This window comes from Aestuariivirga sp., from assembly GCF_041738905.1.
GTDB lineage: Bacteria > Pseudomonadota > Alphaproteobacteria > Rhizobiales > Aestuariivirgaceae > Aestuariivirga.
The window spans coordinates 1-24008 of the sequence record NZ_JBGSOZ010000135.1; the positions used below are offsets into that span (position 1 = coordinate 1).

Annotated in this window: 24 protein-coding genes; 10 read left to right on the plus strand and 14 right to left on the minus strand. The window is 62.5% G+C overall.

The features are described from left to right. The 5 genes from purD to ACEW8Q_RS12210 form a co-directional block, all read left to right on the plus strand. Positions 1-852: phosphoribosylamine--glycine ligase (gene purD / locus ACEW8Q_RS12190; RefSeq protein WP_373504327.1), on the plus strand; the 852-nt coding region annotated here is incomplete at its 5' end. Continuing rightward, positions 852-1151, plus strand: a complete 300-nt coding sequence (locus tag ACEW8Q_RS12195; RefSeq protein ID WP_373504328.1) for a Dabb family protein — start codon at positions 852-854, stop codon at positions 1149-1151. The genes purD and ACEW8Q_RS12195, both read left to right, overlap by 1 nt. An 11-nt stretch (positions 1152-1162) precedes the next feature. Continuing rightward, on the plus strand, positions 1163-2065 hold the full coding sequence (locus ACEW8Q_RS12200) for an alpha/beta fold hydrolase (protein ID WP_373504329.1): 903 nt from the start codon (positions 1163-1165) through the stop codon (positions 2063-2065). After that, complete coding sequence (locus ACEW8Q_RS12205; RefSeq protein WP_373504330.1) at positions 2055-3119, plus strand: phosphotransferase family protein; 1065 nt, start codon at positions 2055-2057, stop codon at positions 3117-3119. Before ACEW8Q_RS12200 ends, ACEW8Q_RS12205 begins: the two co-directional genes overlap by 11 nt. Continuing rightward, entirely contained in the window at positions 3116-3952 is an 837-nt protein-coding gene (locus tag ACEW8Q_RS12210; protein ID WP_373504331.1) for a patatin-like phospholipase family protein, read from the plus strand. Before ACEW8Q_RS12205 ends, ACEW8Q_RS12210 begins: the two co-directional genes overlap by 4 nt. On the opposite strand, the gene ACEW8Q_RS12215 is transcribed toward ACEW8Q_RS12210, so the two are convergent. After that, on the minus strand, positions 3949-4398 hold the full coding sequence (locus ACEW8Q_RS12215) for a nucleoside deaminase (protein WP_373504381.1): 450 nt from the start codon (positions 4396-4398) through the stop codon (positions 3949-3951). The two genes, ACEW8Q_RS12210 and ACEW8Q_RS12215, sit on opposite strands and share 4 nt — an antisense overlap. A gap of 42 nt (positions 4399-4440) precedes the next feature. Here ACEW8Q_RS12215 and ACEW8Q_RS12220 point away from each other — a divergent pair, with 42 nt between their 5' ends. Genes ACEW8Q_RS12220 through ACEW8Q_RS12230 form a run of 3 tightly spaced genes read left to right on the plus strand, consistent with a single transcriptional unit; the run spans position 4441 to position 6862 of the window. Further along, complete coding sequence (locus ACEW8Q_RS12220; RefSeq protein WP_373504332.1) at positions 4441-5214, plus strand: pseudouridine synthase; 774 nt, start codon at positions 4441-4443, stop codon at positions 5212-5214. Continuing rightward, the gene (rsmD, locus tag ACEW8Q_RS12225) at positions 5180-5737 is read left to right on the plus strand and encodes a 16S rRNA (guanine(966)-N(2))-methyltransferase RsmD (protein WP_373504333.1); all 558 of its coding nucleotides are present in this window, start codon (positions 5180-5182) and stop codon (positions 5735-5737) included. The genes ACEW8Q_RS12220 and rsmD overlap by 35 nt, the downstream gene beginning before the upstream one ends. Positions 5738-5761: 24 nt before the next feature. Then, a complete protein-coding gene (locus tag ACEW8Q_RS12230) occupies positions 5762-6862 on the plus strand; it encodes a mandelate racemase/muconate lactonizing enzyme family protein (RefSeq protein ID WP_373504334.1) in 1101 nt (366 codons plus the stop codon). Here ACEW8Q_RS12230 and mutL read toward each other — a convergent pair. The 7 genes from mutL to ACEW8Q_RS12265 form a co-directional block, all read right to left on the minus strand. Continuing rightward, positions 6859-8580 (minus strand): DNA mismatch repair endonuclease MutL, encoded by a 1722-nt coding sequence (gene mutL / locus ACEW8Q_RS12235; RefSeq protein WP_373504335.1) that lies wholly within the window; start codon positions 8578-8580, stop codon positions 6859-6861. The genes ACEW8Q_RS12230 and mutL overlap by 4 nt on opposite strands. A 33-nt stretch (positions 8581-8613) precedes the next feature. Next, a complete protein-coding gene (locus ACEW8Q_RS12240; protein WP_373504336.1) occupies positions 8614-9927 on the minus strand; it encodes a M16 family metallopeptidase in 1314 nt (437 codons plus the stop codon). Positions 9928-9943: 16 nt separating this feature from the next. Continuing rightward, a complete protein-coding gene (locus ACEW8Q_RS12245; protein ID WP_373504337.1) occupies positions 9944-11284 on the minus strand; it encodes a M16 family metallopeptidase in 1341 nt (446 codons plus the stop codon). 56 nt (positions 11285-11340) lie between these two features. Further along, positions 11341-11781, minus strand: a complete 441-nt coding sequence (locus ACEW8Q_RS12250) for a hypothetical protein (protein ID WP_373504338.1) — start codon at positions 11779-11781, stop codon at positions 11341-11343. A 30-nt stretch (positions 11782-11811) separates the two neighbouring features. Further along, positions 11812-12327 (minus strand): signal peptidase II, encoded by a 516-nt coding sequence (gene lspA / locus ACEW8Q_RS12255; RefSeq protein ID WP_373504339.1) that lies wholly within the window; start codon positions 12325-12327, stop codon positions 11812-11814. Next, entirely contained in the window at positions 12327-15308 is a 2982-nt protein-coding gene (gene ileS, locus ACEW8Q_RS12260) for an isoleucine--tRNA ligase (protein WP_373504340.1), read from the minus strand. Before ileS ends, lspA begins: the two co-directional genes overlap by 1 nt. Positions 15309-15379: 71 nt before the next feature. Then, complete coding sequence (locus tag ACEW8Q_RS12265; protein WP_373504341.1) at positions 15380-16270, minus strand: LysR substrate-binding domain-containing protein; 891 nt, start codon at positions 16268-16270, stop codon at positions 15380-15382. Positions 16271-16361: 91 nt separating this feature from the next. On the opposite strand from ACEW8Q_RS12265, the gene ACEW8Q_RS12270 reads away from it, so the two are divergent. Next, on the plus strand, positions 16362-17501 hold the full coding sequence (locus tag ACEW8Q_RS12270; RefSeq protein WP_373504342.1) for an aromatic ring-hydroxylating dioxygenase subunit alpha: 1140 nt from the start codon (positions 16362-16364) through the stop codon (positions 17499-17501). On the opposite strand, the gene speB is transcribed toward ACEW8Q_RS12270, so the two are convergent. Next, positions 17498-18454, minus strand: a complete 957-nt coding sequence (speB, locus tag ACEW8Q_RS12275; RefSeq protein ID WP_373504343.1) for an agmatinase — start codon at positions 18452-18454, stop codon at positions 17498-17500. The two genes, ACEW8Q_RS12270 and speB, sit on opposite strands and share 4 nt — an antisense overlap. Positions 18455-18488: 34 nt before the next feature. Between speB and ACEW8Q_RS12280 the strand changes: the two genes are divergently transcribed. Further along, positions 18489-19088, plus strand: coding sequence for a DUF1989 domain-containing protein (locus ACEW8Q_RS12280; RefSeq protein ID WP_373504344.1), 600 nt, complete (start codon positions 18489-18491; stop codon positions 19086-19088). 5 nt (positions 19089-19093) lie between these two features. Here the strand turns inward: ACEW8Q_RS12280 and ACEW8Q_RS12285 are convergent, their stop codons facing one another. From ACEW8Q_RS12285 to ACEW8Q_RS12305, 5 genes are all read right to left on the minus strand, one after another. Beyond that, positions 19094-19852, minus strand: a complete 759-nt coding sequence (locus ACEW8Q_RS12285; RefSeq protein WP_373504345.1) for an anti-sigma factor — start codon at positions 19850-19852, stop codon at positions 19094-19096. Then, positions 19849-20358 carry an RNA polymerase sigma factor gene (locus ACEW8Q_RS12290; protein WP_373504346.1) on the minus strand — a complete coding sequence of 170 codons (510 nt, stop codon included), beginning with the start codon at positions 20356-20358 and terminating at the stop codon, positions 19849-19851. Before ACEW8Q_RS12290 ends, ACEW8Q_RS12285 begins: the two co-directional genes overlap by 4 nt. Positions 20359-20427: 69 nt before the next feature. Beyond that, positions 20428-21795, minus strand: a complete 1368-nt coding sequence (gene gor / locus ACEW8Q_RS12295; protein ID WP_373504347.1) for a glutathione-disulfide reductase — start codon at positions 21793-21795, stop codon at positions 20428-20430. Further along, on the minus strand, positions 21792-22487 hold the full coding sequence (rpiA, locus tag ACEW8Q_RS12300; protein ID WP_373504348.1) for a ribose-5-phosphate isomerase RpiA: 696 nt from the start codon (positions 22485-22487) through the stop codon (positions 21792-21794). Before rpiA ends, gor begins: the two co-directional genes overlap by 4 nt. Continuing rightward, entirely contained in the window at positions 22484-23959 is a 1476-nt protein-coding gene (locus ACEW8Q_RS12305) for an NAD-dependent succinate-semialdehyde dehydrogenase (RefSeq protein WP_373504349.1), read from the minus strand. The genes rpiA and ACEW8Q_RS12305 overlap by 4 nt, the downstream gene beginning before the upstream one ends. Positions 23960-24008: the final 49 nt, after the last annotated feature.

Sequence of the window (24008 nt, forward strand, 5' to 3'; positions counted from 1 at the left end):
GCGGCGGGCAAGGGCGTGGTGGTCGCCACCACGCTGGCCGAGGCGCATGAGGCGATCGACTGGATGTTGCTTGACAACAAGCTCGGCGTCACCCACAACCAGGGCGGCGCACGGGTGGTCATTGAGGACTTCCTCGAGGGCGAGGAAGCCAGCTTCATCGTGCTGGCCGATGGCAAGAACGTCGTCGCACTGGCCACCAGCCAGGACCACAAGCGCCTGCACGACCACGACCAGGGCCCCAACACCGGCGGCATGGGCGCCTACTCGCCCGCGCCCTGCATGACTCCCGCCCTGTGCGAGGAAGCGCTGGAGTCGATCGTCAAGCCGACCATCCGTGCACTGAGCGATATGGGGTACCCCTACGTCGGCGTGCTCTATGCCGGCATCATCCTCACGACGGACGGGCCGAAACTCATCGAATACAATTGCCGATTCGGCGACCCTGAATGCCAGGTGATGATGATGCGCCTCAAGGATGATCTGGTCACCCTGCTGCTGGCCTGTTGCGACGGAACGCTCGACAAGGTGTCTGCAAGGTGGTTCGATGACGTTGCATTGACGGTCGTCATGTGCGCGCGGGGCTATCCGGGCGAGGTTCTCAAGGGCACCGAGATCCGCGGGCTCGAAGGCGCATCGGCCATGGAAGGTGTCGAAATCTTTCATGCCGGTACCGCGAGGAAGAACGATGCCATCGTCGCCAACGGCGGCCGCGTTCTGAACGTCACCGCGCGCGGACGGACGGTGAAGGAAGCGCAGGAGCGTGCCTACGCCGCCGTCGAGCGCATAGACTGGCCGGAAGGCTTCTACCGCACCGACATCGGTTGGCGCGCAATCGAGAGGGAGAACTCATAATGATCCGCCATGCCGTGCTGGGCCGCTTCCGCAAGGATGCCGACGTCGAAGCCGTTTTTGCCGCCATCAAGGGCCTTCAGCAGAAGCTCCCCGGCATTCTCGCCGTCACCTGCGGGAAGGACACTTCGCCCGAGGGTTTGCAGAAAGGTTTCACCCACGGCTTCACGGTCGATTTCGTGGATGCCGCCGCGCGCGATGCCTACCTGCCGCATCCTGACCATCAGGTGGTGGGCAAGATGGTCGTCGCAGCCTTGGACGGCGGATTCGAAGGCTTGGTGGTTATCGACTGGGAGGTGTAATCTCGCAGGCCATGAGCACGCTGTTTCCCGGAACCCATGAGCATCGCCTGACGGTCAACGGCACGGATATTTTTGCGCGTGCCGGAGGCTCAGGCCCGCCGCTTCTGCTGATCCACGGATTTCCACAAACCCACGCCATGTGGCACCGCGTGGCGCCGGAGCTGATGAAATCCTTCACCTGCGTGATGCCGGATCTGCGGGGTTATGGCTATTCCGCCTGCCCGCCCAATGACGCGAAGAACGAGGCCTACTCGAAACGCGCCATGGCGAAGGACCTGCTGGCGTTGATGGCCTCGCTCGGGCATTCGCGTTTCGCTGTCGTCGGCCATGATCGCGGCGCGCGCGTGGCCTACCGCATGGCGCTCGATGCGCCTGCGGCCGTCAACTGCCTGACCGTGCTCGACATCGTGCCCACGCATGCGATGTGGCACAATTTCACTGTGAAGCTGGCGATGAAGACCTATCACTGGCTTTTCCTCGCCCAGCCCAATCCGCTGCCTGAAATGCTCATCGAACAGAACCCGGTGGGTTATCTCGATTATACGATTGCCAGTTGGACGAAATCGAAGGACCTGTCTTCCTTCAGCGAGGACGCGCTGGCGGAGTATCGCCTGCACTACGCGACGCCCGAACACATTCACGCCACCTGCAACGACTACCGGGCCGGGGCCACCTTCGACCTTGCGGCGGATGAAGCCGACCGTGCGGCTGGGCGGAAGATCGCGTGTCCCACGCTTGCGCTGTGGGGTGAGGCTGGCATTCCGTCCGAGACCGAAGGGCCGCTGGAAACGTGGAAGGAGTGGTGCGACGATGTAGAGGGTCATGGCATCAGTTCAGGCCACTTCATGACCGAGGAAAACCCGCAAGCGACGCTTGCCGCCCTCCTCCCGTTCCTGGCTCGCCATGCGCATTGACCGCCAGCAGGCCTTCTCGGGCACCACTGCCGCGGACATTCCCATCGCTTCCCTCGAAGCCTATCTCGGGCAGCATATCGAAGGTTTTGCGGGGGCCCTCACCGTCGAGCGGTTCAAGGGCGGTCAGTCGAACCCGACCTACAAGCTCACGACACCATCCCGCGCCTATGTTCTGCGGCGGAAGCCTTTCGGCAAGCTGCTGCCCTCGGCGCACGCCATCGAACGCGAATACCGGGTGACGGAGGCCTTGGCGAAGGCCGGATTTCCCGTCGCCCGTCCGCTTCATCTGTGTTCCGACGAGACAGTGATCGGCGCCGCCTTCTATGTCATGGAGCATGCCGATGGCCGCGTGTTCTGGGAGCCGCAGGCGCCGGGCCTTTCAGTTGAAGACCGCAAGGCGCTGTTCTCCTCACTGAACGCGACGATTGCCCAGCTTCATTCCTGTGACGTCGCCACGCTTGGTCTTGCTGATTTCGGCAAGCCCGCAGGCTATGTGGCACGCCAGATCAAGCGATGGTCGGAACAGTACAGGGCGTCGGAAACCGAGACGATCCCGGAGATGAACAGGCTCATGGCCTGGCTGCCGGGTGTTTGCCCTGCAGATTCGGGCATCGCCATTGTCCATGGGGACTTCCGGCTGGACAACTGCATCGTGCACCCGACCGAGCCCCGCATCATCGCCGTGCTCGACTGGGAACTTTCAACCATCGGCGACCCGCTTGCCGACTTCACCTACCACCTGATGCAATGGCACATGCCGGTCTCGGAAACGGGCGCTGGCGTCGGCTCGCTCCTGGGCCATGAAACCGACCCCGGCGTGCCTTCGGAAGAAAGCTACATCGCGGACTATTGCCGCCGCACGGGCCGCGACGGGATTCCGGGCCTCAATGTCTACATGGCCTATAATTTCTTCAGGCTCGCCGCCATCCTGCAAGGCATTCTGGGGCGGGTGCGCGACGGCACGGCGGCCAATGCCGATGCTGCCGCCATGGCGAAACAGGTGCGCCCGCTGTCCGAGACCGCCTGGGCCTTCGCCCGGAAGGCCGGCGCGTGAGCACGCCCACGATAGGGCTGGCGCTTGGCGGCGGCAGCGCACGCGGCCTTGCGCATATTCCCATGCTGGAAGTGTTCGATGAGATGGGACTGAAGCCAAGCGTGATCGCAGGTTGCTCCATCGGGGCGCTGGTGGGCGCCGCCTATGCGGGCGGAATGTCTGCCCTTGAAATCCGTGAACGCGCGGAGATGCTGCTCACCAATCGGCTGGGCGCGATGCGCTACGTGTTCGGGGAACGGCGCACAGGACTGTTTGAGCTTCTCGCCATGAAAGGCTTCGGTTCGCTTCATCTTCAGGGCGAGACGCTGGCAGGACTCGTGCTGCCCGATACGCTGCCGAAAAACATCGAGGACCTCGCAATCCCGTTCAAGGTGGTGGCAACCGACTTCGACGCCATGGAAGAACGCGTCATCGAGTCGGGGCCGCTCATCAAGGCGGTCGCGGCTTCGATTGCCATTCCGGGCGTCATCCTCGGACCGACATATGACGGCCACGCCTATGTCGATGGAGGCGTCACCAATCCGGTGCCGTTCGACCACGTGCGGCAGGGAATCGACATTGTGGTGGCGGTGGATGTGACCGGACGGCCACGCGCCACGAACGGCATCAGCCCGACCAATATGGATCTCGCCATCGGTTCGCTGCTCATCATGTTCCATCAGGTTGCCAACCTGCGCCGCGCCGTGTCCCCGCCCGACATCTATATTCGTCCCGCCATCCACGCGTTTTCCGGTGGTGACTTCTTCCGGGCAAAGGAGATGTTCGATTCCGCGCAGGTGGCCAAGGACCAGCTCAAGTTCGAACTGGAAAAACGAATCAATGCAATGGCCTAGCGCCTTGACTTGAAGAACTCCCTGAGGAGTTCACGGGCCTGATCCTCGCCGAACCCGCTGTAGACGTCCGGCCGATGGTGGCACGTGGCCTGTGCGAAGAATCGGCTGCCATGTTCGACCGCGCCCATCTTCTCGTCGGCGGCGCCAAAGTAGAGCCGTCTGATGCGGGCGAATGAAATGGCGCCTGCGCACATGGCGCAAGGCTCCAGCGTGACGTGGAGATCGCAATCGTTGAGACGCTCCGAGCCCAGCACTGCCGCCGCCGTCCTGATCGCCAGCATCTCGGCGTGGGCCGTCGGGTCTTTCAGTTCCAGCGTGCGGTTTCCCGCCCGCGCAATGATCCGGCCTCTCGCGTCAGCCACAACGGCGCCCACGGGCACCTCGCCCCGCACGGCGGCGGCTTCCGCCTCCTCGAAGGCAATCAGCATTGGCTCTGGCAGTTTCAATCGCATCGTGTCACATGAGGCAATCATGGGTTTCGGGTCAAGATGAGCGAGTTCGAGGGTGAACGCATTGCCAAGGTCATCGCGCGGGCAGGCATCTGCTCGAGGCGCGATGCTGAGCGGCTGATCGGCGAGGGCCGCGTCAAGCTCAATGGTGCGGTGCTACGGGCCGCCGCCACCAACGTGACGGCAAAGGACAAGATCCTCGTTGATGGCAAGCCGCTTCCGGTGAAAGAGGAAACCCGCCTTTGGCGTTATCACAAGCCGGCGGGCCTCGTCGTCAGCAACAACGATCCGGAAGGCCGCCCGACCGTGTTCGAGAAGCTCCGCGAGCAGTTGCCGCGCGTCATCTCCATCGGCCGGCTGGACATCAATACCGAGGGCCTGCTGCTCCTCACCAACGATGGCGAACTTGCCCGCTACCTCGAATTGCCCGCGACGGGCTGGATCAGGCGTTACCGTGTGCGGGCCTATGGCCGCGTCGATGATGCGGCACTCGCCAAGGTCGCCAAGGGCGTTGAGATCGAAGGGATCAAATATGGCCCGGTCGAAGCCAAGGTCGAGACCTCGCAGGGCGACAACCAGTGGCTCACCGTTGCCATCCGCGAGGGCAAGAACCGCGAGGTGAAGAAGATCTGCGAATATCTGGGCCTCAAGGTCAACCGCCTCATCCGCACGTCATTCGGCCCGTTCCAATTGGGAGAACTGGCGCGCGGCGGCATCGAGGAAGTGCCGCCGAAGGTGATGAAATCCAATATCGGAACCGGGTTCTTCAAGGATAGTCATGCGGATCGTCGGCGGAAAATTCAAAGGTCATAGCATTGCCCCGCCGCAGGGCTCGGCCACGCGGCCCACGTCGGACCGGGTACGGGAATCGATCTTCAACATTCTCGCTCATGGCATAGAGGGACTGGAGATCGAGGGCGCGCGCGTGCTCGACGTCTTTGCAGGAACGGGAGCGATGGGGCTGGAAGCCGTGTCGCGTGGTGCGCGGTTCTGTCAGTTCGTGGACGATTCCTCGGAAGCGCGCGGGCTGATACGCAAGAATGCCGACGCGCTGGGCGTTATCGGGCTGGTCAAGATCTGGCGGCGCGACGCGACCGACCTCGGGCCCTGCTCGCCGCAACCGGGCTTTGACCTCGTGTTCGCCGACCCGCCCTATGGCAAGGGCATGGGCGAAAAGGCGCTTGCCGCACTCGTTTCCGGACAGTGGCTCAATCCCTCGGCAATCGTGGTTCTGGAGGAGTCGCAAAAGGCAGAGGTTGCGGCCGTTGCCGGCTTGAGCCTGATCGACGAGCGTGACTACGGTGACACAAAAGTGCGGTTCTATCGGCAGGGGTAGAACCAAAGGTCAAGGGAGATGGTGATGAAGATCAGGAAGCTCGAAACCTTCTGCAACGAGTTCGTCGGCTTCGTGCGTGTCACGGCCGATACAGGGCAACAGGGCTGGGGCCAGGTTTCGACCTATAATTCCGACATCACCTGCGAGATCTTCCACCGGCAGGTGGCGTGCCACGCGCTGGGCACCGACGCGCTGGACTTCACCGACACGCTCGACCTCATCAACGAGCGCGAACACAAGTATCCGGGTTCCTATCTGCGCCGCGCCACCACGGGACTGGATACGGCACTTCTGGACTTGCGCGGCAAGATCGAGGGAAAGCCCGTGACTGCCCTGATCGGCGGCACGCCCGGCAAGCTCCGCGCCTATGCTTCTTCCATGAAGCGCGACATCTCGCCGAAAGACGAGGCCCGCCGCCTCTGCAAGCTCCGCGATGAAAAGGGCTTCGATGCCTTCAAGTGGCGGGTGGGGGCCGAGTGCGGGCGCGACCGCGACGAATGGCCGGGACGGACGGAGGACATTGTGCCGACCGTTTCACGAGCGCTTGGCGATGGCATGGCAAAGCTCGTTGATGGCAATTCGTGCTACTCGCCGAAGCGCGCCATTGAAGTGGGCAAATTGCTGGAAGCCGAAGGCATCGGGCATTTCGAGGAGCCCTGTCCCTATTGGGAATTCGCGCAGACGAAGGAAGTGGCCGACGCACTGACGATCGACGTGACGGGTGGCGAGCAGGACTGCGAGTTCACGGCGTGGGAAACCATGATCGGAATGCGCGCGGTGGACGTGGTGCAGCCCGACGTCATGTATATGGGCGGCATCATGCGGACGCTCAGGGTTTGCAAGATGGCGGAAGCGGCGGGCCTCCCGGTGACGCCCCATGCGGCGAACCTGTCGCTCGTCACCATGTGCACCATGCACCTGCTGCGGGCGATCCCCAACGCGGGCAAGTATCTTGAATTCTCGATCGAGGAAGAAGACTATTATCCTTGGCAGTACGACATCTTCCTTGGCGATCCCTACCGGATCGAAGACGGCAAGGCGACGGTGACGGATGCGCCGGGCTGGGGCGTCGAGATCAACCCCGCATGGCTCGACAAGGCGCAGTACAAGGCGAGCGAGCGTTAGCGCCGTCCAAAGAGCTTTTCGATATCGGCCAGCTTCAACTCGATGAAGGTCGGGCGGCCGTGGTTGCACTGGCCGGAGTTGGGCGTTGCTTCCATCTCCCGCAGAAGGGCGTTCATTTCCTCGGGCTTCAGTTTGCGGCCCGAGCGCACCGAGTTGTGGCAGGCCATGGTGGCGAGCACATGGTTGATGCGCTGTTCGAGCCCGGTGGAGACACCCTGCTCCGCCAGTTCATCAACAATGTCGCGGATGATGCCCGCAATGTCCGCCTTGCCGATGGCGGCGGGCACCTCGCGCACAAGAACGGCGCTGTCGCCGAAGCTTTCCAGCACGAGGCCGCTTGTCGCAAGGAGGTCAGCCGCTGCCGCAATACGTTCCACCTGCACGGGATCAAGTTCGACGACCTCAGGCACCAGCAGTGGCTGGGTCGAGATGCCCTTCTCCGCCCTCTCGTGCTTGAGACGTTCGTAGACCAGGCGCTCGTGTGCGGCATGTTGGTCCACCAGCACGAAGCCGTCGCGGGTTTGCGAGACGATATAGTTGTCGTGAATCTGCGCGCGGGCCTGACCCAGCGGATAATCCGCCTGCGGAACAATCTCGTGTTCCGGCATGGCGGCGGGCGGCAAGCTCATGTCGAAGGCAGCCTGCACCTCCGAAAGCCCCGGCGTGAACCGTCCCTGCGGCATCATTGGCCTGAAGCTCGATACTGTTTGCCGTGCGAGGCCGGTATCGGGCGCACGTTTTCTTCCCAACGCCTCGCGGATGGCGCTGACGATCAGCCCCCGAACGAGACCGCCATCGCGGAACCTCACCTCAGCCTTGGCGGGGTGGACATTCACATCGACCCGACCGGGCGAACAGGTGACGAAGAGGACGAGTGCGGGAAAACGGCCGGGTGGCATGAGATCGGCATAGGCACCGCGAATGGCGCCGGAGAGGAGCTTGTCCTTCACGGTCCTGCCATTGACGAACATGTATTGCATGCCGCTCTGGGCGCGAGACCAGGTGGGAAGGCCTGCGAAGCCCCGCACATGCACGTCCTCGCGGGCCATGTCGAATGGCACCGCGTTCTCCATGAAGTCGGGCCCGAGAATGCGGCGGATGCGGGCCTCCTCGCTCTCGCCCTTGGGCACATCGACGAGACGGCGTTCTTCCGTCACGAATGCGAAACCCGCTTCAGGGTGGGCCAGCGCCATGCGGCGGACAACGTCGGCCGCTTCCGCCGTTTCGGTTCGATCGGCCTTCAGGAACTTCAGGCGGGCGGGCGTCGCAAAGAACAGGTCTTTCACATCGATCTCGGTGCCGCGCGAGAGAGCGGCGGGACGGGGCGGGGTGAGCGTGCCGCCCTCCACCGAAATCACATGCGCGATGTCGCCACCGCGCGGGCGCGATGCAATCGTCAGCCGGCTGACCGACCCGATCGAGGGCAAGGCCTCACCGCGGAACCCGAGGAAACGGATATCTACCAGATCGTCGTCGGCAAGTTTCGATGTCGCGTGGCGCTCGACCGCGAGCGCCAGGTCCTCAGGCCCCATGCCGATTCCATCATCGGACACGCGGATGAGGGACTTGCCACCGCCTCGAAAGGCGACGTCGACCTGGGTGGCGCCCGCGTCGATGGCGTTCTCGACAAGCTCCTTCACCACGCTGGCCGGCCGCTCGATGACCTCGCCCGCCGCGATGCGGTTTACTGTGCCTTCTGAGAGTCTGCGGATTCGCATGGAGCCAAGAATAGGGCCTGCCCTTAAGCGGCGCTACTTCAACCCTTCGGGTTTCCCCACAACCGTCACGATCAGCTTGTCTGGGTGCAGGAGGCGTTTGGCCTGCGCCTTCACCTGATCGAGGGTAACGCCCGCCACCATTGAATTTCGTGTCTTCACATAGTCGATGCTGAGATCCTGCTGCTGCAGGCCCAACAACTGGTCCGCGATGGCGGAGTTCGTGGAGAATCGCAGGGCGTAAGAGCCGGTGAGATAGGTCTTGGCCTCGTCCAGTTCCTGCTGGGTGGGGCCTTCGGCTGCCATCTTCGCCATGACGTCCCGCACCACGTCGAGCGCTTGGCCGGCATTGGCATTGGCGGTCTGCAGAACACCCACATAGAGCCCGGCCCGTTTCATGGGAGAGAGGCCATAGCCCACGCCATAGGTGAGGCCCCGCTTCTCGCGGACTTCATCGGTCAGGCGCGAGTTGAAGCTGCCGCCGCCCAGAATCTCCGACATCACATAGGCTGGAATGAAGTCCGGGTCCTCCCGCAATATGCCCTCGGTGCCGAACACGATGACGCTCTGCGGAATGCCGAGGTCGATCACTTTCAGCTTCGGTCCCGATTGCACCTCGGCGGCGGGCAGAGCCGAACCAACGGCTTGCTTCGGCAGGCCGCCGAACACCTTGTCGAGCAAGGCTCCGAGCTCGGCCGCGCTGATGTCGCCCACGACCGCAACCTGGAGTGTGGCGCGATTGAAGATACGCTTGTGGACGGCGCCGAGGTCTTCAGGCGTCATCGCAGAGATCGAGGCCTCGGTGCCCTCGTCGCGGCGGGCATAGGGGTCGCCCGGCATCGCCTCGTTCATCCAGGCGTTCCAGGCGATATCCTGCGGGTCCTGCAGCTTGCTGCGTACATTGAGCAGGAATTGCTGCCGCACGCGCTCCATGGGGCCAGCATCGAAGCGCGGTGAGGTGATGGCCAGCCGGAGCAGTTCGAAGGAGGCATCGCTGTTCCGGGAAAGAGTCTGGAAGCTGCCTTCGAAGAAATCGCTGCCGGAGTTGAAGCTCATCTTGAAGGCAAGTTCGTCGCGCTTGCGCTGGAAATCCTGCGAGAGCATGTCGCCGGCGCCCTCGTCCATCATGCCGGTGAGGAATTCCGAAACGCCTTCCTTGCCGTCCGGTTCCTGCGCGCTGCCGCCCTTGAAGGAGAAGTTCAGGGCGATCAGGGGAATGGCCTTTTCCTCGACCAGCCAGGCCTTGATGCCGCCGGGGCTCGTCACTTCCTGGATGGTGAAAGCCTGCGCGGCAGAGGCCCAGACAAGGGCCAGAACCGAGAACAGGAGGACGCGAAAGGTTGCGGACATGAGTTTGTCTCCTGGCTCAGTTGACGACCGCGGGCAGCAAAACGCCCGTGACGGAGGCCTTGGCCCGGAGCGTGTCTTTCGCCACCCTGGAAACGTCATCGACCGTCACGGTTGCAAGGTCGCGCTCCCAGGTCATGATGTCGTCGATGGACTGGCCGGTCGTTAGTGTGGTGCCGAACAGGCGGGCGAGCGCTTCCTGCGAGTCGAGGAGATAGGTGGCGCTGGCGATCACCCGGTTGCGGGCGCGGTCGAGTTCGTCCTGGGTCACGCCCTTCGCGATGACATCCTGAAGCTCCTCGTCCACCGCCGTCTCAATGTCGGCAATCGCAACGCCCGTGTTGGGCGCCGCATAGATGACCAAGGTGCCATAGTCGAGCGCGTCGCCGCTGAACCACACGCCGGCGTAGGCCGTGAGTTTCTTTTCCACTGTCAGTTTCTGGTAGATGCGGCTCTGGCTGCCGCCGCCCAGAATGTCGGAGAGGAGCGACAGAGCCAGTTCGTCGCGCTGGTTCAGGTTGCGGGCGGCGGGAGCAATGTATTTCCGCTGCCAGGTCGGTGAACTGGCGCGGGGATCGCGCATGGTGACGCGGCGCTCGGCCATGGGTTCAGGTTCCGCCGTACGGCGGCGCTCCGCAAGAGGGCGCTTGTTCTTCAGCGGCCCATAGTGGCGCTCGGCCTTCAGCTTCACTTCGTCAGCGGTCACATCACCCGCGACGATGAGGATGGCGTTGCCCGGTTCATAATGCGCGGCATAGAAATCGAGTGCATCCTGACGCGTCAGTTCGGCCACTTCCTGCATCCAACCGATCACCGGCTTGCCGTAGGGGTGCGCGGTATAGAGCGAGGCGTCGACCTGCTCCGACAGGAGGCTTCCTGGGTCATTGTCGGTGCGCTGGCGGCGCTCTTCCTGGACCACGAGGCGTTCGGGGAGCACGTTCTCGTCGGTGAGAACGAGATTCTGCATGCGGTCGGCCTCGAGTTCCATCACCAGCGGAAGCCGGTCCTTCATCACGCGCTGGAAATAGGCCGTGTAGTCCTGGGAGGTGAAGGCATTCTCCTGACCGCCATTGGCCCGGACGATGCGGCTGAACTCGCCCTCCGGATATTTCGGCGTGCCCTTGAACATGAGGTGCTCAAGGAAATGCGCGATGCCGGCCTTGCCCTTCGGCTCATCTGCGGCACCCACCTTGTACCAGACCATGTGGGTGACGACGGGGGCCCGGCGGTCGGGGATCACCACCACCTGCATTCCGTTGTCCAGCGTGAAGGAGGATACATCGATATCGAGCGCGCGGGCGGGCGATGCAACCGCGGCCAGCAACAAGAGGACAGGCGCGAATCGCTTGAGGAAGGTCATGTCGATTCCAATGATATTGAAGGGAGGCTCAGACGGCGGGCGCAGGCGGACGCCGCCTACTCATCCGAGAAGATGTTGCCGATGTTGAAGATCGTGCCGTACTTCGGATTCTTCTGCTGCTTCCTGGCCAGGTAGACGGCCTGCAGTTCCTGCCGGAGTTCGATATCGGTCTTCTTGGTGCCATCCGGCTTGTACAGGTCGATGCCAGCCTGGGTATAGACGTCTGTGGCAGCGCCGGACGATGCCGCGGGTGCCGCAGGAGCCGTTGTCGAAGCCGTGCTCGGGGTGGGGGCGCTCGGGGCCAGTCCGGGATCAGCAGCGGCCGGTGCTGAACCGGGCGCCGGCAGGCGCAAGTCCGGCGGCATGGTCAGGTCCTGGCGGACAGCCGCGGTCTGAGTTGGCGTGCCGCGCTCGAGGTAGCTCTGCATCGCATTGCCGCATCCGGACACCCCGAGAGCGATCACACCAAGCAGGACAACAGAGACGGCAGGCTTCATTCAGTCACCCATAAGGAATTCCGGTTTTCATTATTCACCCGAAAATCCGGCTTTTCCGCGGCGATCCTCGGGAGCGCCATCGAAGACCGATTCATACAGCAGCAGCGCCACTCCGGCAACGATGGCGACATCGGCAATGTTGAAGACGTACCAGCTGAAATTTCCGTAATGAAAATGGAAGAAGTCGGCCACCGCCCCACGGATGGCGCGGTCCAGCGCATTGGCGAGCGCACCGCCGATGATAAGCGCCAGGGCAGCAGCCCCCAGCACCCGGTCCATCCGGCAGGCCCATATCCACAGCATGGCGGTGATGGCGAGGCTCATCCCGATCAGCAGTTCCTGGGTATGGGTGGTCAGCAGGCCGTAGGAAACCCCCCTGTTCCACACCATCACCAGTTCGAAGAACGACGTAAGCGGCACCGGGGCCTTCGCCTCGATGCCATAGACATTGATCATCCACCACTTGTGGGTCTGGTCCAACCCGAAGACGAGCGCCGCCAGCGCCAGGACGAGCGGCGACAGCGGTGTCCAGAGCTTAGGCTTCATCACACCGTCTTGCCGAATCGGGTCTGCCATTCGCGGACGGCGTCGGCATCGCGCGGCGTGATGTCCGGGAATTCGGCGTCGGTGCCGACGTCAGGCGTGATCTTCCAGGAGCGGGCGCATTTCGCCCCCTGCGCCGGCTTGAAGACGACGGCGACACCCTTCACGCTGTCGAGCCTGAAGGCGTTAGACGGTCCCTCGCCCGCGATCAGCGTCGCGCCCGAGGTGATCGATATCTCGGCCAGATCAACGCCATCGAGGGCGGCCAGTAGGTCCGGATTGGACACATAAACCTCGGGTGCCGCTTCCAATGCAGAACCGATGGTCTTCTTCACCTGCCGCTCGATTTCGAGCGCGCCGGTAATGACGGAGCGAACCTCGCGGATGCGATCCCACTTGGCGGCGAGTTCGGGATTGGCCCATTCTTCGGGGCATTTCGCGAACTGCATCAGGTGAACCGAGGATTCCTCGCCGGGGAAGCGTGAAAGCCAGACTTCCTCCATGGTGAAGGCCAGCACCGGCGCCCACCAGGTGGTGAGGCAATGGAACAGCTGGTCAAGCACCGTGCGGCAGGACCGGCGGCGGACGCTTGACCATGCGTCGCAGTAGAGTGAGTCCTTGCGGATGTCGAAATAGAAGGCCGAGAGATCGACCGTCATGAAATTCGAGAGGAGCGCGAAGAGGCGCTTGTAGTCGAACACCTCATAGGCCTGCCGCACCTGCCCTTCCAATTCGTGAAGGCGATGCAGAACGTAGCGGTCGAGTTCCGGCATGTCCTTCGCCTGGGTGAATTCCCAGTCCTGCAGGTCATCCACGGCGCCCAGGATGTAGCGCATGGTGTTGCGGAGCTTGCGATAGGCCTCGACGTTGGTCTTGAGGATTTCGGGCCCGATGCGCTGGTCCTCGCCATAGTCGCAGGACGCCACCCAGAGGCGCAGGATGTCGGCACCCGACTGCTTGATCACGTCCTGCGGGAAGACCTGGTTGTTGAGCGACTTCGACATCTTGCGGCCATCTTCCGCCATGGTGAAGCCGTGCGTGACGACCGCATCATAAGGTGCCCGCCCCCGCGTGCCGCAGGATTCCAGCAGCGAGGAATGAAACCAGCCGCGATGCTGGTCGGAGCCTTCAAGATAGACGTCGGCTGGCCATTTCAGATCGGGGCGCTGTTCCAGCACGAAGGCGTGCGTGGAGCCGGAATCAAACCACACGTCGAGAATGTCGCGCACCTGTTCCCAGGCTTGCGCATCGTAGCCTCCACCAAGGAAGCGTTGGGCAGCGCCTTCTGCAAACCACGCATCAGCACCCTCTTCCGTGAAGGCCTGGACGATGCGGTCGTTCACCGCGCTGTCGTTGAGGATTTCACCTGTCTCCTTGTTCACGAAAACGGCGATGGGTACGCCCCAGGCGCGCTGGCGCGAGATCACCCAGTCGGGCCGCTGCTCGATCATGGAGCGCAGGCGGTTCTGGCCCGCTGCGGGATAGAACTTCGTCTCGTCGATGGCTTTGAGAGCGATGTCGCGCAAGCCCTTGGCCGACATCGAGATGAACCACTGCGGCGTGTTGCGGAAGATGATGGGTTTCTTCGACCGCCAGGAATGCGGATACTGATGCTTCAGGCGCCCGCGCGAGATGATGTTTCCGGCATCCATCAGTGCACGGATGACCGCCTCGTTGGCATCGCCCTTCTCGCCCTTGTCGGTGATGACGCGCTTGCCTGTGAAGCCGGGAGCATCCTTGGTGAAATAGCCGTCGGCATCCACAGTAAAGGGGATCGGGCCATTCACCTTGTCGATCCAGATATTGTAGTCATCCGCGCCATGGCCCGGTGCGGTATGCACGAAACCCGTGCCAGTATCGTCGGTGACATGGTCGCCGTTGAGCAAGGGCACGTCGAAGCCATAGCCCATGGGTGCGAGAGGATGATCGCAGATCATGCCTTCAAGTTCGCCTGCGTGAACCTTGCGGAGTTCCCGCCATCCGGTGACCTTCGCGGCTTTCATCGTGTCCGCGATGAGGCGGTCGGCCAGGATGTACTTGTCGCCCACCTTCGCCCAGTTGTTATCAGGCGCTTCGGTGACCAGCACGAGGCTGTAGTCGATCTTCGACGAGTAGGAGATGGCGCGGTTGCCGGGGATGGTCCACGGCGTTGTGGTCCAGATGACCACGGAAGCGCCCTCGAGGCTGGCATCCTTGCCGAACTCCGCTCCATCGCCCTGCCCCGGATGGGTCTCGCTGGCGATGAGGCCAATGGTTTCGAGCAGGCGCTCGATGATGCCCTTGGAGTTCTCCTCGTCGAAGCGCCTGACCGGGAACTTCACGAAGATCGTGTCGGACTGGTAGTCCTGATACTCGATCTCGGCTTCCGCCAGCGCGGTCTTCTCGACGACCGACCACATAACGGGCTTCGAACCGCGATAGAGCTGGCCCGAGCTGGCAAACTTCAGCAACTCGTTGGCGATGAGCGCCTCGGCGCGATAGTTCATGGTGAGGTAGGGATTGTCCCAGTCACCGACGACGCCCAGACGCTTGAACTCCTCGCGCTGAACATCGATCCAGTGCGCGGCGAAGGCCCGGCATTCCTTGCGGAAGTCGTCGATGGGCACGTCGTCCTTGTTCTTGCCCTTTTCGCGATATTGCTCCTCGATCTTCCACTCGATGGGAAGGCCGTGGCAGTCCCAGCCCGGCACGTAGTTCGAATCATAGCCGGACATCTGGCGCGAGCGGGTGATGAGGTCCTTCAGGATCTTGTTCAGCGCGTGGCCGATATGGATGTTGCCATTGGCGTAGGGCGGGCCGTCGTGCAGCACGTATTTCGGCCGGCCCTTGCTCTGCGCACGGAGCCTCTTGTAGAGATCGAGCCCTTCCCAGCGCTTCAGCAGTTCCGGTTCCTTCTGCGGCAAGCCGGCCTTCATGCCGAAGGCGGTCTTGGGCAGGAACACGGTGTCCCTGTAGCGGTCGGTCTTCTGCTGCTTGTCGTCCATGGCAAACGGTCCAATCTCTTGATCGGACGCGCTTCTAGCAGTGCACCACGCGGTAATAAAGGCTGGATTGCTTAGCCGTTGCGCTCGAAGGCCCATTCGATGAAGCGCAACGCCGCAGCGGATTGCGGGCGGTCGCGCGGCCAGACAAGGTGATAGCCGAGACTGCTCCTGAGCGAATCCGGAAACGGCGCCACCAGCCTCCCCTCCCTGAGGTCATCGTCCACCAGCCCGCGCCAGCCCAGCGCGAAGCCAAGGCCCCGGCGGGCGGCTTCGATGACGAGCGGATAGCTGGTCATGGTCAGCGAGCGGGGTGCCGCCGCCATGCCAATGCCCTTCCCCGTCAGCCATTGCCGCCAGTTCAGCCAGTTCCAGTGATCGTCGTCCAGATCAAGGAGGCTCTCGCCCCTCAGATCCACCAGTTTTAGCGACGGCCGGGAGGCGAGACAGGCCGGGCTGCACACCGGAAACACTTCTTCGGGAAAAAGCAGCCTCCCCTCATGCCCCGGCCAAATGCCGCCGCCATGAATGAGCGCGACGTCGATGTCATTGCCAAGGCAGAGCTTGTCGTCGTCGCTGACAATCAGCCGTAATCCTGCATCCGGGAAAACCTCCCGCAGCGAGTTGAGATGCTGCGGCAACCAGAGATGCGCGATCGACTGGTCAACCGCAACGCTCAGCCTCGATGTTGGCCCTGCCGATTTCAGCTCGCGCGTCGCGGCGCTCACATGCTTCAGCGCGTTGAAGACCGTATGGAGATAGCTCCGGCCTTCGTTGGTAAGCTCCACGGACCGGTGCGCGCGCGTGAACAATGGCTTTCTCAGATGGTCTTCCAGCAGCCTGATCTGGCGCGACACCGCGGCCTGCGTGACGTTCAATTCCTCGGCCGCCCGCGTGAAGCTCTGCAAACGTCCTGCAGCTTCGAATGCGATGAGCGCTGATAGTGGCGGTAGTGACTCTTTCATAATAAAATGTAATGCATAAGGCCAATTTTACATCGTTTGACCTACATTTGCCTGATGCTAGCTTCAGTGTCCAGCACAAGGGAGGCTCCTCATGAACATTCAAGTCCTGCGCCGCGGCAATCAGGAAGGGGCCGTTTGTACCAATCCCTCGGAATCCTTCACCCTGCCTGCCCGTTTCTATACCGATCCCGCGATCTACGAGGCCGAAAAGACCGCGATCTTCTACAAGAGCTGGTGGTGCGCCGGACACAAGAGCCAGTTGCCCAAGCCCGGCAGCTACATCACAACCGAAATCCACGAACAGGGTGTCGTCGTCACCCGCGATCAGGATGGCAAGCTGCGTGCCTTCTACAATGTCTGCCAGCATCGCGGACATGAACTGGTCAAGGGCGCAGGCGAGGCCCGCATCTTCACCTGCCCCTATCATGCGTGGACCTACAATCTCGACGGAACCTTGCGCACAGCGCGGCTCACAAAGGCGCTTCCGGATTTCAAGGCCTGCGACTTTGCGCTGAAGCCAGTACGCGTCGAGGAGTTCTGCGGCTTCGTTTTCGTCAACCTCGACCAGGACGCCATTTCACTGAAGGAGCAAAGCGGAGCACTTGAAGAGGAAATCCGCAAATACGTGCCGCGTATCGACGACATGGTGTTCGCCCACCGCGACGACTATGTCATCAAGGCCAACTGGAAAGTCGTCGTCGACAATTTCCTCGAATGCTACCACTGCCATCCGGCGCACCGCGACTTTGTCGACCTCGTGGACATGGACAGCTATCGGAACATCATCAACGGCCTCTATGTCAGCCAGATTTCGGATGCGCCCCGCACTACCACGGCCAAGGCCTACAGCTTCGAGAAGGGCGACGTCGATTTCGGCTATGCCGGCTGGTATCTCTGGCCCAACCTCACGCTCTGGGTCTATCCGGGTGAACCGAATATATCGGCTCTCATCATGATCCCCGATGGAACGGACCGCACCATCGAGCATCTCGACTGGTTCCTACCGACCACGGAAGTAAGCGATCAGGTTCGGCAAGCCATGGCCTACATGGACAAGACCCTACAGCCCGAAGACATCGCACTCTGCGAAAGCGTCCAGCGCGGGTTGAAATCTCGGGGCTATAACCAGGGCCGCTTCGTCATCGACCCCGGCCATCCGGAACTGTCGGAGCACGGTGTCCACCATTTCCAGAGAATGGTGGCCCGCGCGCTCTCCGCAGAACTTGGCTAGCTGCGGCTGGCTTTCGAATCCGCCAGCACGCAGAGCATTTCCCACATCAGGTTCGCCGCCGTCACGGCGGTGATCCCCGTTGGGTCATAGCAGGGTGCCACTTCGCAGATGTCGCCGCCTACCAGGCGCTTGCCCTGAAGGCTCCGCACCATCACCTGAACCTCACGCGGAGTGAGACCGCCGATCTCAGGCACGCCCGTGCCGGGCGCCCATGCGGGGTCGATGCCGTCAATATCGATCGTCAAATAGGTGGGGCCGTTGCCCAGAACCTCATCGATCTTCTTGAGGACCGCGGCACGGCCCATCTCCTCGTAGTCCTCGAAGGTAATGCAGGTGAAGCCCGCATCCTGCCCCCACTTGATGTCGTCGGGCGAGAAGCGCGAGCCGCGCAGTCCGATCTGTATGGTGCGCTTCGGGTCGATCAGCCCCTCCTCAACCCCGCGGCGGAAGGTCGTGGCGTGGTTGATCTTCGTATCGGCAAGCGTATCCAGCGTGTCGGCATGGCTGTCGATGTGGAAGATGCCGACGGGGCCCTTCTTCGCCAGCGCGCGCAAGATGGGCAGCGGCACGGTGTGGTCGCCACCGATCGAAAGCGGCACCGCCCCGGCAGCATGGATCTTCGCGAAGAACTCCTCGATCATGGAGATCGACCGCGCGAGATCGATGGGGTTGACGGGCGCATCACCGACGTCGGCCACGTTGCAGATGTCGTAGGGTGCGATGCCAGACACGTTGTGGACGCGGCGGATGAGGCGTGAGGCCTCTCGCACGGCTGAAGGCCCCTGCCTTGCACCCGCGCGATAGTTGACGCCGATATCAAAGGGCACGCCGACAAGTGCGACGTCGAGGTCTGGTGACACGTCGTGACGCTGTGTGCGCATGAACGTTGCGATTCCTGCAAAGCGCGGTGTCACCGAGGCATCGACAGGCTGGAAGCGCGGGTCTTTCTTCATTATGGATACCTTCTACAAAAATCAGGAGGAACGCGTGAGCACCACACTACAGACCATTCCCGCCCGTCGCGGCAAGGCCGTTCGTGTCAGCAAGGGCCAATTGGTAAAGGTCATCAACACCCATGGCAACCAGGTGGTGGATTTCTGGGCGTTCAACGCGGGCGACCTTCGCGAATACATGGGCATGGAACATTGCCGCGCCTTCTGGACAAGGCTTTTCCCCGCCGAGGGCGACAAGATGGTGACGAATCGTCGGCGTCCGATCCTGACACTGACCAAGGATTCCTCTCCCGGCCGGCATGACACGCTGATCGCGCCTTGCGACAACGAGCGCTACGGCCTCTTGGGCTGCACGCACTATCACGACAATTGCCGCGACAACATGCACGCGGGCCTGGCTGAACTCGGCCTCTTCCTGCCCTACACGCCTGACTCGCTCAACCTGTTCATGAACATTCCCTGGCATGAGGACGGCAAGCTCGACTGGGGCAACTGCCTGTGCAAGCCCGGAGACTATGTCGTCTTCCGCGCGGAGATGGATGCGATTATCGTATTCTCCGCTTGCCCGCAGGACATGCTGCCGATCAACAACGGCATCACGACGGAAGCGCATTTCGAAGTGCTGGACCAGTAACTCCGTCAGCTCTCGAACTGGTCGTAGATTTCTTCCGCGAGCTTCATCATAGGCCCGCGCTCCATTTCCCCGGCCACAGCAAAGGCAAGCTTGCCGTCTCGCCAGTAGCAGGCGATGAGCTTGCCCTTCTCCTCGACGTGCAAGGCGGTCTCGCCGTTGTCGGGCTGGCCGGTGAGGAAGATGGTGATGCGATTGCGGGCGGCGTCTTCATACATCAGCTGGGCGGCAGCCCTTTCGCCCGAGGCCAGCAGCCGTCCGCCCAGCAGCGTATAGCCATCGGTCGACAGGTCCGGCACGGTGAAGGGCGTTCCCACCCGCTTCGAGAGCCAGGCCTGCAAATGCGCCTTGTCGTCCGCACCGACTTCCACGGGATGGCGCACTTCGACGGTATAGACCTCATGCGCTGCAATTGCCTCGCGTGCGATGCTGGCGACCTGGTCCGGCGCTGCTTCATGCGCCAGGAACCAGCCTGCAAGGCCTCCCAGAAGCAAAAGCGCCAGTGCGGCAGCCATGGCAAGATAGGGCCTTGCCGCGAGGCCGCCCCCGCCGCGAAGCGTCGCGGCGAGGCTCGGCGGCAGCGGTTCCACCAGCACGCCGTCAAAAGCCTGCTTTAGCAGGTCGCGCTGGCGGGACCAGGCATCGACCTTCTGTGCGAGTTCCGGGTTGTTGCGCAACAGAAGTTCGATCTCGGCGCGCTGGTCACCCGATACTTCGTTGTCGACGTAGGCATGAAGCGACCAATCATCAATCTTGCCGTTGGTCATTTCACACGCCTCAGGCCAGTATGCCCGCGTTCCTCGAGCAACTGCCTCAAATGTTCACGCGCCCGCGACAGGCGCGACATCACGGTGCCAAGCGGCACGCTCAGAATTTCAGCCACGTCGCGGTAACTCATTTCCTCCAGCGTCACGAGAACGATGACTTCGCGGTGCTGGGCCGACAGCCCGTCGAGCGCCGCCGTGACGGAGCCCACCGACATGCGATGTTCCTGCTCCGGAGGAACGGCATCTTCGCCGTCGACGAGATCATCCACCGCCTTCACGATGGTGGACCGCCCGTTTCGCCGCAGGCCGCTGATATAGATGTTGCGCAGCACGGCGTAGAGCCAGGCGCGCAAGGGGCGTGACGGATCGTAGAGATGACCCTTCACCATGGCACGCTCCACGCAGTCCTGAACGAGGTCGTCGGCAAGCGCCGGATCGCCCGTCAAGGCGCGGGCAAAGCGGCGCAGCGGCGGCAGTTCGGCAGCAAGCTGGGTGCGGAAATCCATGGAAACCATTCTGAAAATGTTACGCCACGGGGCGCAGCATATTCCATGCCAGGGTCTGGGGCGGCAAAACTACTTCCCCGCCACCCACTTCTCGCGAAGCGTCACCAGTTCCTCAGACGCCGTCGGGTGAACCGCCATGGTGGCGTCGAAATCGGATTTCTTTGCGCCGAGCCGGACCGCGATGCCCAGCAGCTGCGCCATCTCGCCTGCATCCGGCCCGCAGATGTGGCAGCCAAGAACCCGATCCGAGTCGCCATCGACGACCAGCTTCATCAGGGTCCGCTCGTCGCGGCCAGACAGCGTGTGCTTCATGGGACGGAACGACGTCTTGTAGATGTCGACCGCCTTGAAACCCTGCCGTGCCTCGGTTTCGGTGAGGCCGATGGTGCCGATCTCGGGCTGAGAAAAGACAGCCGTCGGGATGAGGGAATGATCGACCTTCACATCCTTGCCGCCGAAGACGGTATCGGCGAAGGCGTGGCCCTCGCGGATGGCGACGGGCGTCAGGTTCACCCGGTTGGTGACATCGCCCACGGCGTAGATCGAGGGCACGTTCGACTGCGAATAGGCGTTGACCTTCACAGCCATGTGCGGCGTCATCTCGACGCCCGCCTTATCGAGGCCGAGGCCGGTGACATTGGGAATGCGGCCGGTGGCAAACATGATCTGGCCTGCCCCGAATGCTGCGCCATCGTTGAGCGTGACGCGCACGCCGGTGCCAGAGCGCTCGATTGACGCGATATCGGACCTGGTGCGGAGCTCGATCCCTTTCTTCTTCATCTCGCCTGCGAGGTGCTCGCGGATATCGTCATCGAAGCCGCGCAGGATCTGTTCGCCGCGATAGATGAGAACCGTCTCGACGCCGAGGCCCGAGAAGATCCCTGCGAACTCGATGGCGATGTAACCGCCGCCGACGATGCAGATGCGCGACGGCAAGCGATCCAGATGGAACGCTTCGTTCGAGGTGATGGCCAGATCATGGCCCGGAAGATGGCGCGGCACGAAGGGTGCCGCTCCCGTCGCCACCAGAACATAACGCGCGGTGACCTTGCGGCCCGACGCGAGCAACACGGTGTTGGGGCCTTCCACCACGGCGCGCTCTAGGATCAGTTCAGCGCCAGCAGCTTCGAGATTCCGGATGTAGGCCTTGTTGAGCCGGTCGATCTCCTTGTCCTTGTTCTCGATGAGCGTCGCCCAATCGAATGACACCTTTTCTGACGTCCAGCCGAAGCCTACCGCGTCTTCAAATTCCTCGGCGAATTTCGAGGCATAGACGAAGAGCTTCTTCGGCACGCAGCCACGGATGACGCAAGTGCCGCCGACGCGGTACTCCTCCGCCACCGCCACCCTCGCGCCATAGCGCGCTGCGATGCGGCCGGCGCGGACACCGCCCGAACCGGCCCCGATGACGAAAAGATCGTAATCGAAGCTGCTCATGCCTTGCGGAACGTCTTCACGCCATCGTCCGTGCCCATCAGGATGATGCCGCAGAGATTGACGAAGAGGCCGTGGTCAACAACGCCCGGAATGACGCTCAGGTAGGTTGAAAGCTGATCCGGGTTCGGTATGGCGCCGATGGTGACGTCGATGATGGCGTTGCCGCTGTCGGTCACGAAGGGCTTGCCGTCCTTCAGGCGCAGAACCAGCTTGCCCTTGAGTTCCAGGATACGGAGCGCGCGCTCGATCTTCCAGGCAGTGGCATTGATGCCGAAGGGAACCACCTCGACCGGCAAGGGGAACCTGCCCAGCGTCTCCACCTGCTTCGACTGGTCGGCGATCACCACCATGTAGCGCGAGGACGACGCCACGATCTTCTCAAGCAGCAGCGCGCCGCCGCCGCCCTTGATCAACTGGAACTTGCCGTCGAACTCATCCGTGCCATCGACCGTGATGTCGAGGCGGGGCTGCTTTTCGAGCGTCGTAATCTTGAGGCCGAGGCTCTTGGCCAGTTCGAACGTGGCCTTCGATGTCGCCACGCATTCGACGTCGAGTCCCGCCTTGGCCTTCTCGGCCAGCGCCGTGATGAAGTGGTTGGCGGTGGAGCCGGTTCCCAGCCCCACCTTGTTGCCAGGCTTCACGTATTCGAGAGCCGCGAGGGCTGCCGCTTTCTTCTGTTCGTCAGCCGTCACTTCGCAAGCCCACCCATCAGCATGTATTTCATTTCCAGATATTCCTCGACGCCATGGTGCGAGCCTTCGCGGCCAAGGCCGGATTCCTTCACACCGCCGAACGGTGCTTCGGCCGTCGAGATGATGCCCTCGTTGATGCCCACCATGCCATATTCCAGGCCCTCGGCAACCCGCCAGACGCGGCCGATGTCACGCGAATAGAAGTAGCAGGCAAGGCCGAACTCGGTGTTGTTGGCCATCTCGATGGCCTCTTCCTCGGTCTTGAAGCGGAACAGCGGTGCTACGGGGCCGAAAGTCTCTTCACGCGCCACGGCCATGTCCGCCGTGACATCGCGGATCAGAGTGGGCTCGAAGAAATTGCCGCCCAGCGACTTGCCGCCGACGACGACCTTGCCGCCCTTCTTCACCGCGTCATCGATGTGCTCCTGCACCTTTGCGATGGCCGCCTTGTTGATGAGGGGACCGGTGGTGATACCGTTCTCGGTGCCATCGCCCACCTTCAGCTTCTTCACGGCTTCCGCCAGCTTCTCCGCGAACGCATCGTAGACGGCGTCCTGAACCAGCAGGCGGTTGGCGCAGACGCAGGTCTGGCCGGCATTGCGGTACTTCGACATCATGGCGCCCTGGACCGCCGCATCGAGATCGGCATCGTCGAAGACGATGAAGGGCGCGTTGCCGCCCAGTTCAAGGCCCACCTTCTTGATAGTCGGCGCGCATTGCGCCATCAGCACGCGGCCGACTTCGGTCGAGCCGGTAAACGTCAGCGCACGGACGATGGGGTTCGAGGTCATTTCCGCGCCGATCTCGCGCGAGACTCCGGTGAGGATCGAGAACAGGCCAGCGGGGAAGCCGGCGCGCTCGCCAAGCTCAGCGAGAGCCAAAGCCGAAAGTGGCGTCTCGTTGGCGGGCTTGCACACGAAGGCACAGCCGGCGGCCAGCGCCGGACCTGCCTTGCGGGTGATCATCGCATTCGGGAAGTTCCACGGGGTGATGGCGGCAACCACGCCCACGGGCTGCTTGATGACGATCATGCGGCCGTTGGGCCAGGGAGACGGGATCGTTTCGCCGTAGATGCGCTTTCCCTCTTCAGCGAAGAACTCAATGAAGGAAGCGCCATAGGCGACTTCGCCACGCGATTCGGCCAGGGGCTTGCCCTGCTCCGCGGTCATGATCTGGGCGAGGTCCTCCTGGTTCTCCATCATCAGGTTGAACCACTTGCGGAGGATGGCGGCACGTTCCTTGGCGGTCTTCTTCGCCCATTCCTTCTGGGCGCGCTGGGCTGCAACGATCGCGGTCTTCGTCTCGGCGGCGCCGAGTTTCGGCACGGTGCCGATGACGCTTTCATCCACCGGATTGGTCACGTCGATGGTGGCGGAGCCTCCCACCCACTTGCCGTCGATGTAGCATTTGTCCTTGAGCAGCGAGGTGTCCTTCAGTATGTCGCGAAGGGCTTGGGTCTTGCGGATATCCATCTCGAGATCTCCCGTTTCGGTTGGCGGCCTCTTAGCACGGGGTTCGCCG

Coding starts and splice junctions, on each gene's coding strand:
- ACEW8Q_RS12195 (WP_373504328.1), top strand. CDS start 852: ATGATCCGCCATGCCGTGCTGGGCCGCTTCCGCAAGGATGCCGACGTC.
- ACEW8Q_RS12200 (WP_373504329.1), top strand. CDS start 1,163: ATGAGCACGCTGTTTCCCGGAACCCATGAGCATCGCCTGACGGTCAAC.
- ACEW8Q_RS12205 (WP_373504330.1), top strand. CDS start 2,055: ATGCGCATTGACCGCCAGCAGGCCTTCTCGGGCACCACTGCCGCGGAC.
- ACEW8Q_RS12220 (WP_373504332.1), top strand. CDS start 4,441: ATGAGCGAGTTCGAGGGTGAACGCATTGCCAAGGTCATCGCGCGGGCA.
- rsmD (WP_373504333.1), top strand. CDS start 5,180: ATGCGGATCGTCGGCGGAAAATTCAAAGGTCATAGCATTGCCCCGCCG.
- ACEW8Q_RS12230 (WP_373504334.1), top strand. CDS start 5,762: ATGAAGATCAGGAAGCTCGAAACCTTCTGCAACGAGTTCGTCGGCTTC.
- mutL (WP_373504335.1), bottom strand. CDS start 8,580: ATGCGAATCCGCAGACTCTCAGAAGGCACAGTAAACCGCATCGCGGCG.
- ACEW8Q_RS12240 (WP_373504336.1), bottom strand. CDS start 9,927: ATGTCCGCAACCTTTCGCGTCCTCCTGTTCTCGGTTCTGGCCCTTGTC.
- ACEW8Q_RS12245 (WP_373504337.1), bottom strand. CDS start 11,284: ATGACCTTCCTCAAGCGATTCGCGCCTGTCCTCTTGTTGCTGGCCGCG.
- ACEW8Q_RS12250 (WP_373504338.1), bottom strand. CDS start 11,781: ATGAAGCCTGCCGTCTCTGTTGTCCTGCTTGGTGTGATCGCTCTCGGG.
- lspA (WP_373504339.1), bottom strand. CDS start 12,327: ATGAAGCCTAAGCTCTGGACACCGCTGTCGCCGCTCGTCCTGGCGCTG.
- ileS (WP_373504340.1), bottom strand. CDS start 15,308: ATGGACGACAAGCAGCAGAAGACCGACCGCTACAGGGACACCGTGTTC.
- ACEW8Q_RS12265 (WP_373504341.1), bottom strand. CDS start 16,270: ATGAAAGAGTCACTACCGCCACTATCAGCGCTCATCGCATTCGAAGCT.
- ACEW8Q_RS12270 (WP_373504342.1), top strand. CDS start 16,362: ATGAACATTCAAGTCCTGCGCCGCGGCAATCAGGAAGGGGCCGTTTGT.
- speB (WP_373504343.1), bottom strand. CDS start 18,454: ATGAAGAAAGACCCGCGCTTCCAGCCTGTCGATGCCTCGGTGACACCG.
- ACEW8Q_RS12285 (WP_373504345.1), bottom strand. CDS start 19,852: ATGACCAACGGCAAGATTGATGATTGGTCGCTTCATGCCTACGTCGAC.
- ACEW8Q_RS12290 (WP_373504346.1), bottom strand. CDS start 20,358: ATGGATTTCCGCACCCAGCTTGCTGCCGAACTGCCGCCGCTGCGCCGC.
- gor (WP_373504347.1), bottom strand. CDS start 21,795: ATGAGCAGCTTCGATTACGATCTTTTCGTCATCGGGGCCGGTTCGGGC.
- ACEW8Q_RS12305 (WP_373504349.1), bottom strand. CDS start 23,959: ATGGATATCCGCAAGACCCAAGCCCTTCGCGACATACTGAAGGACACC.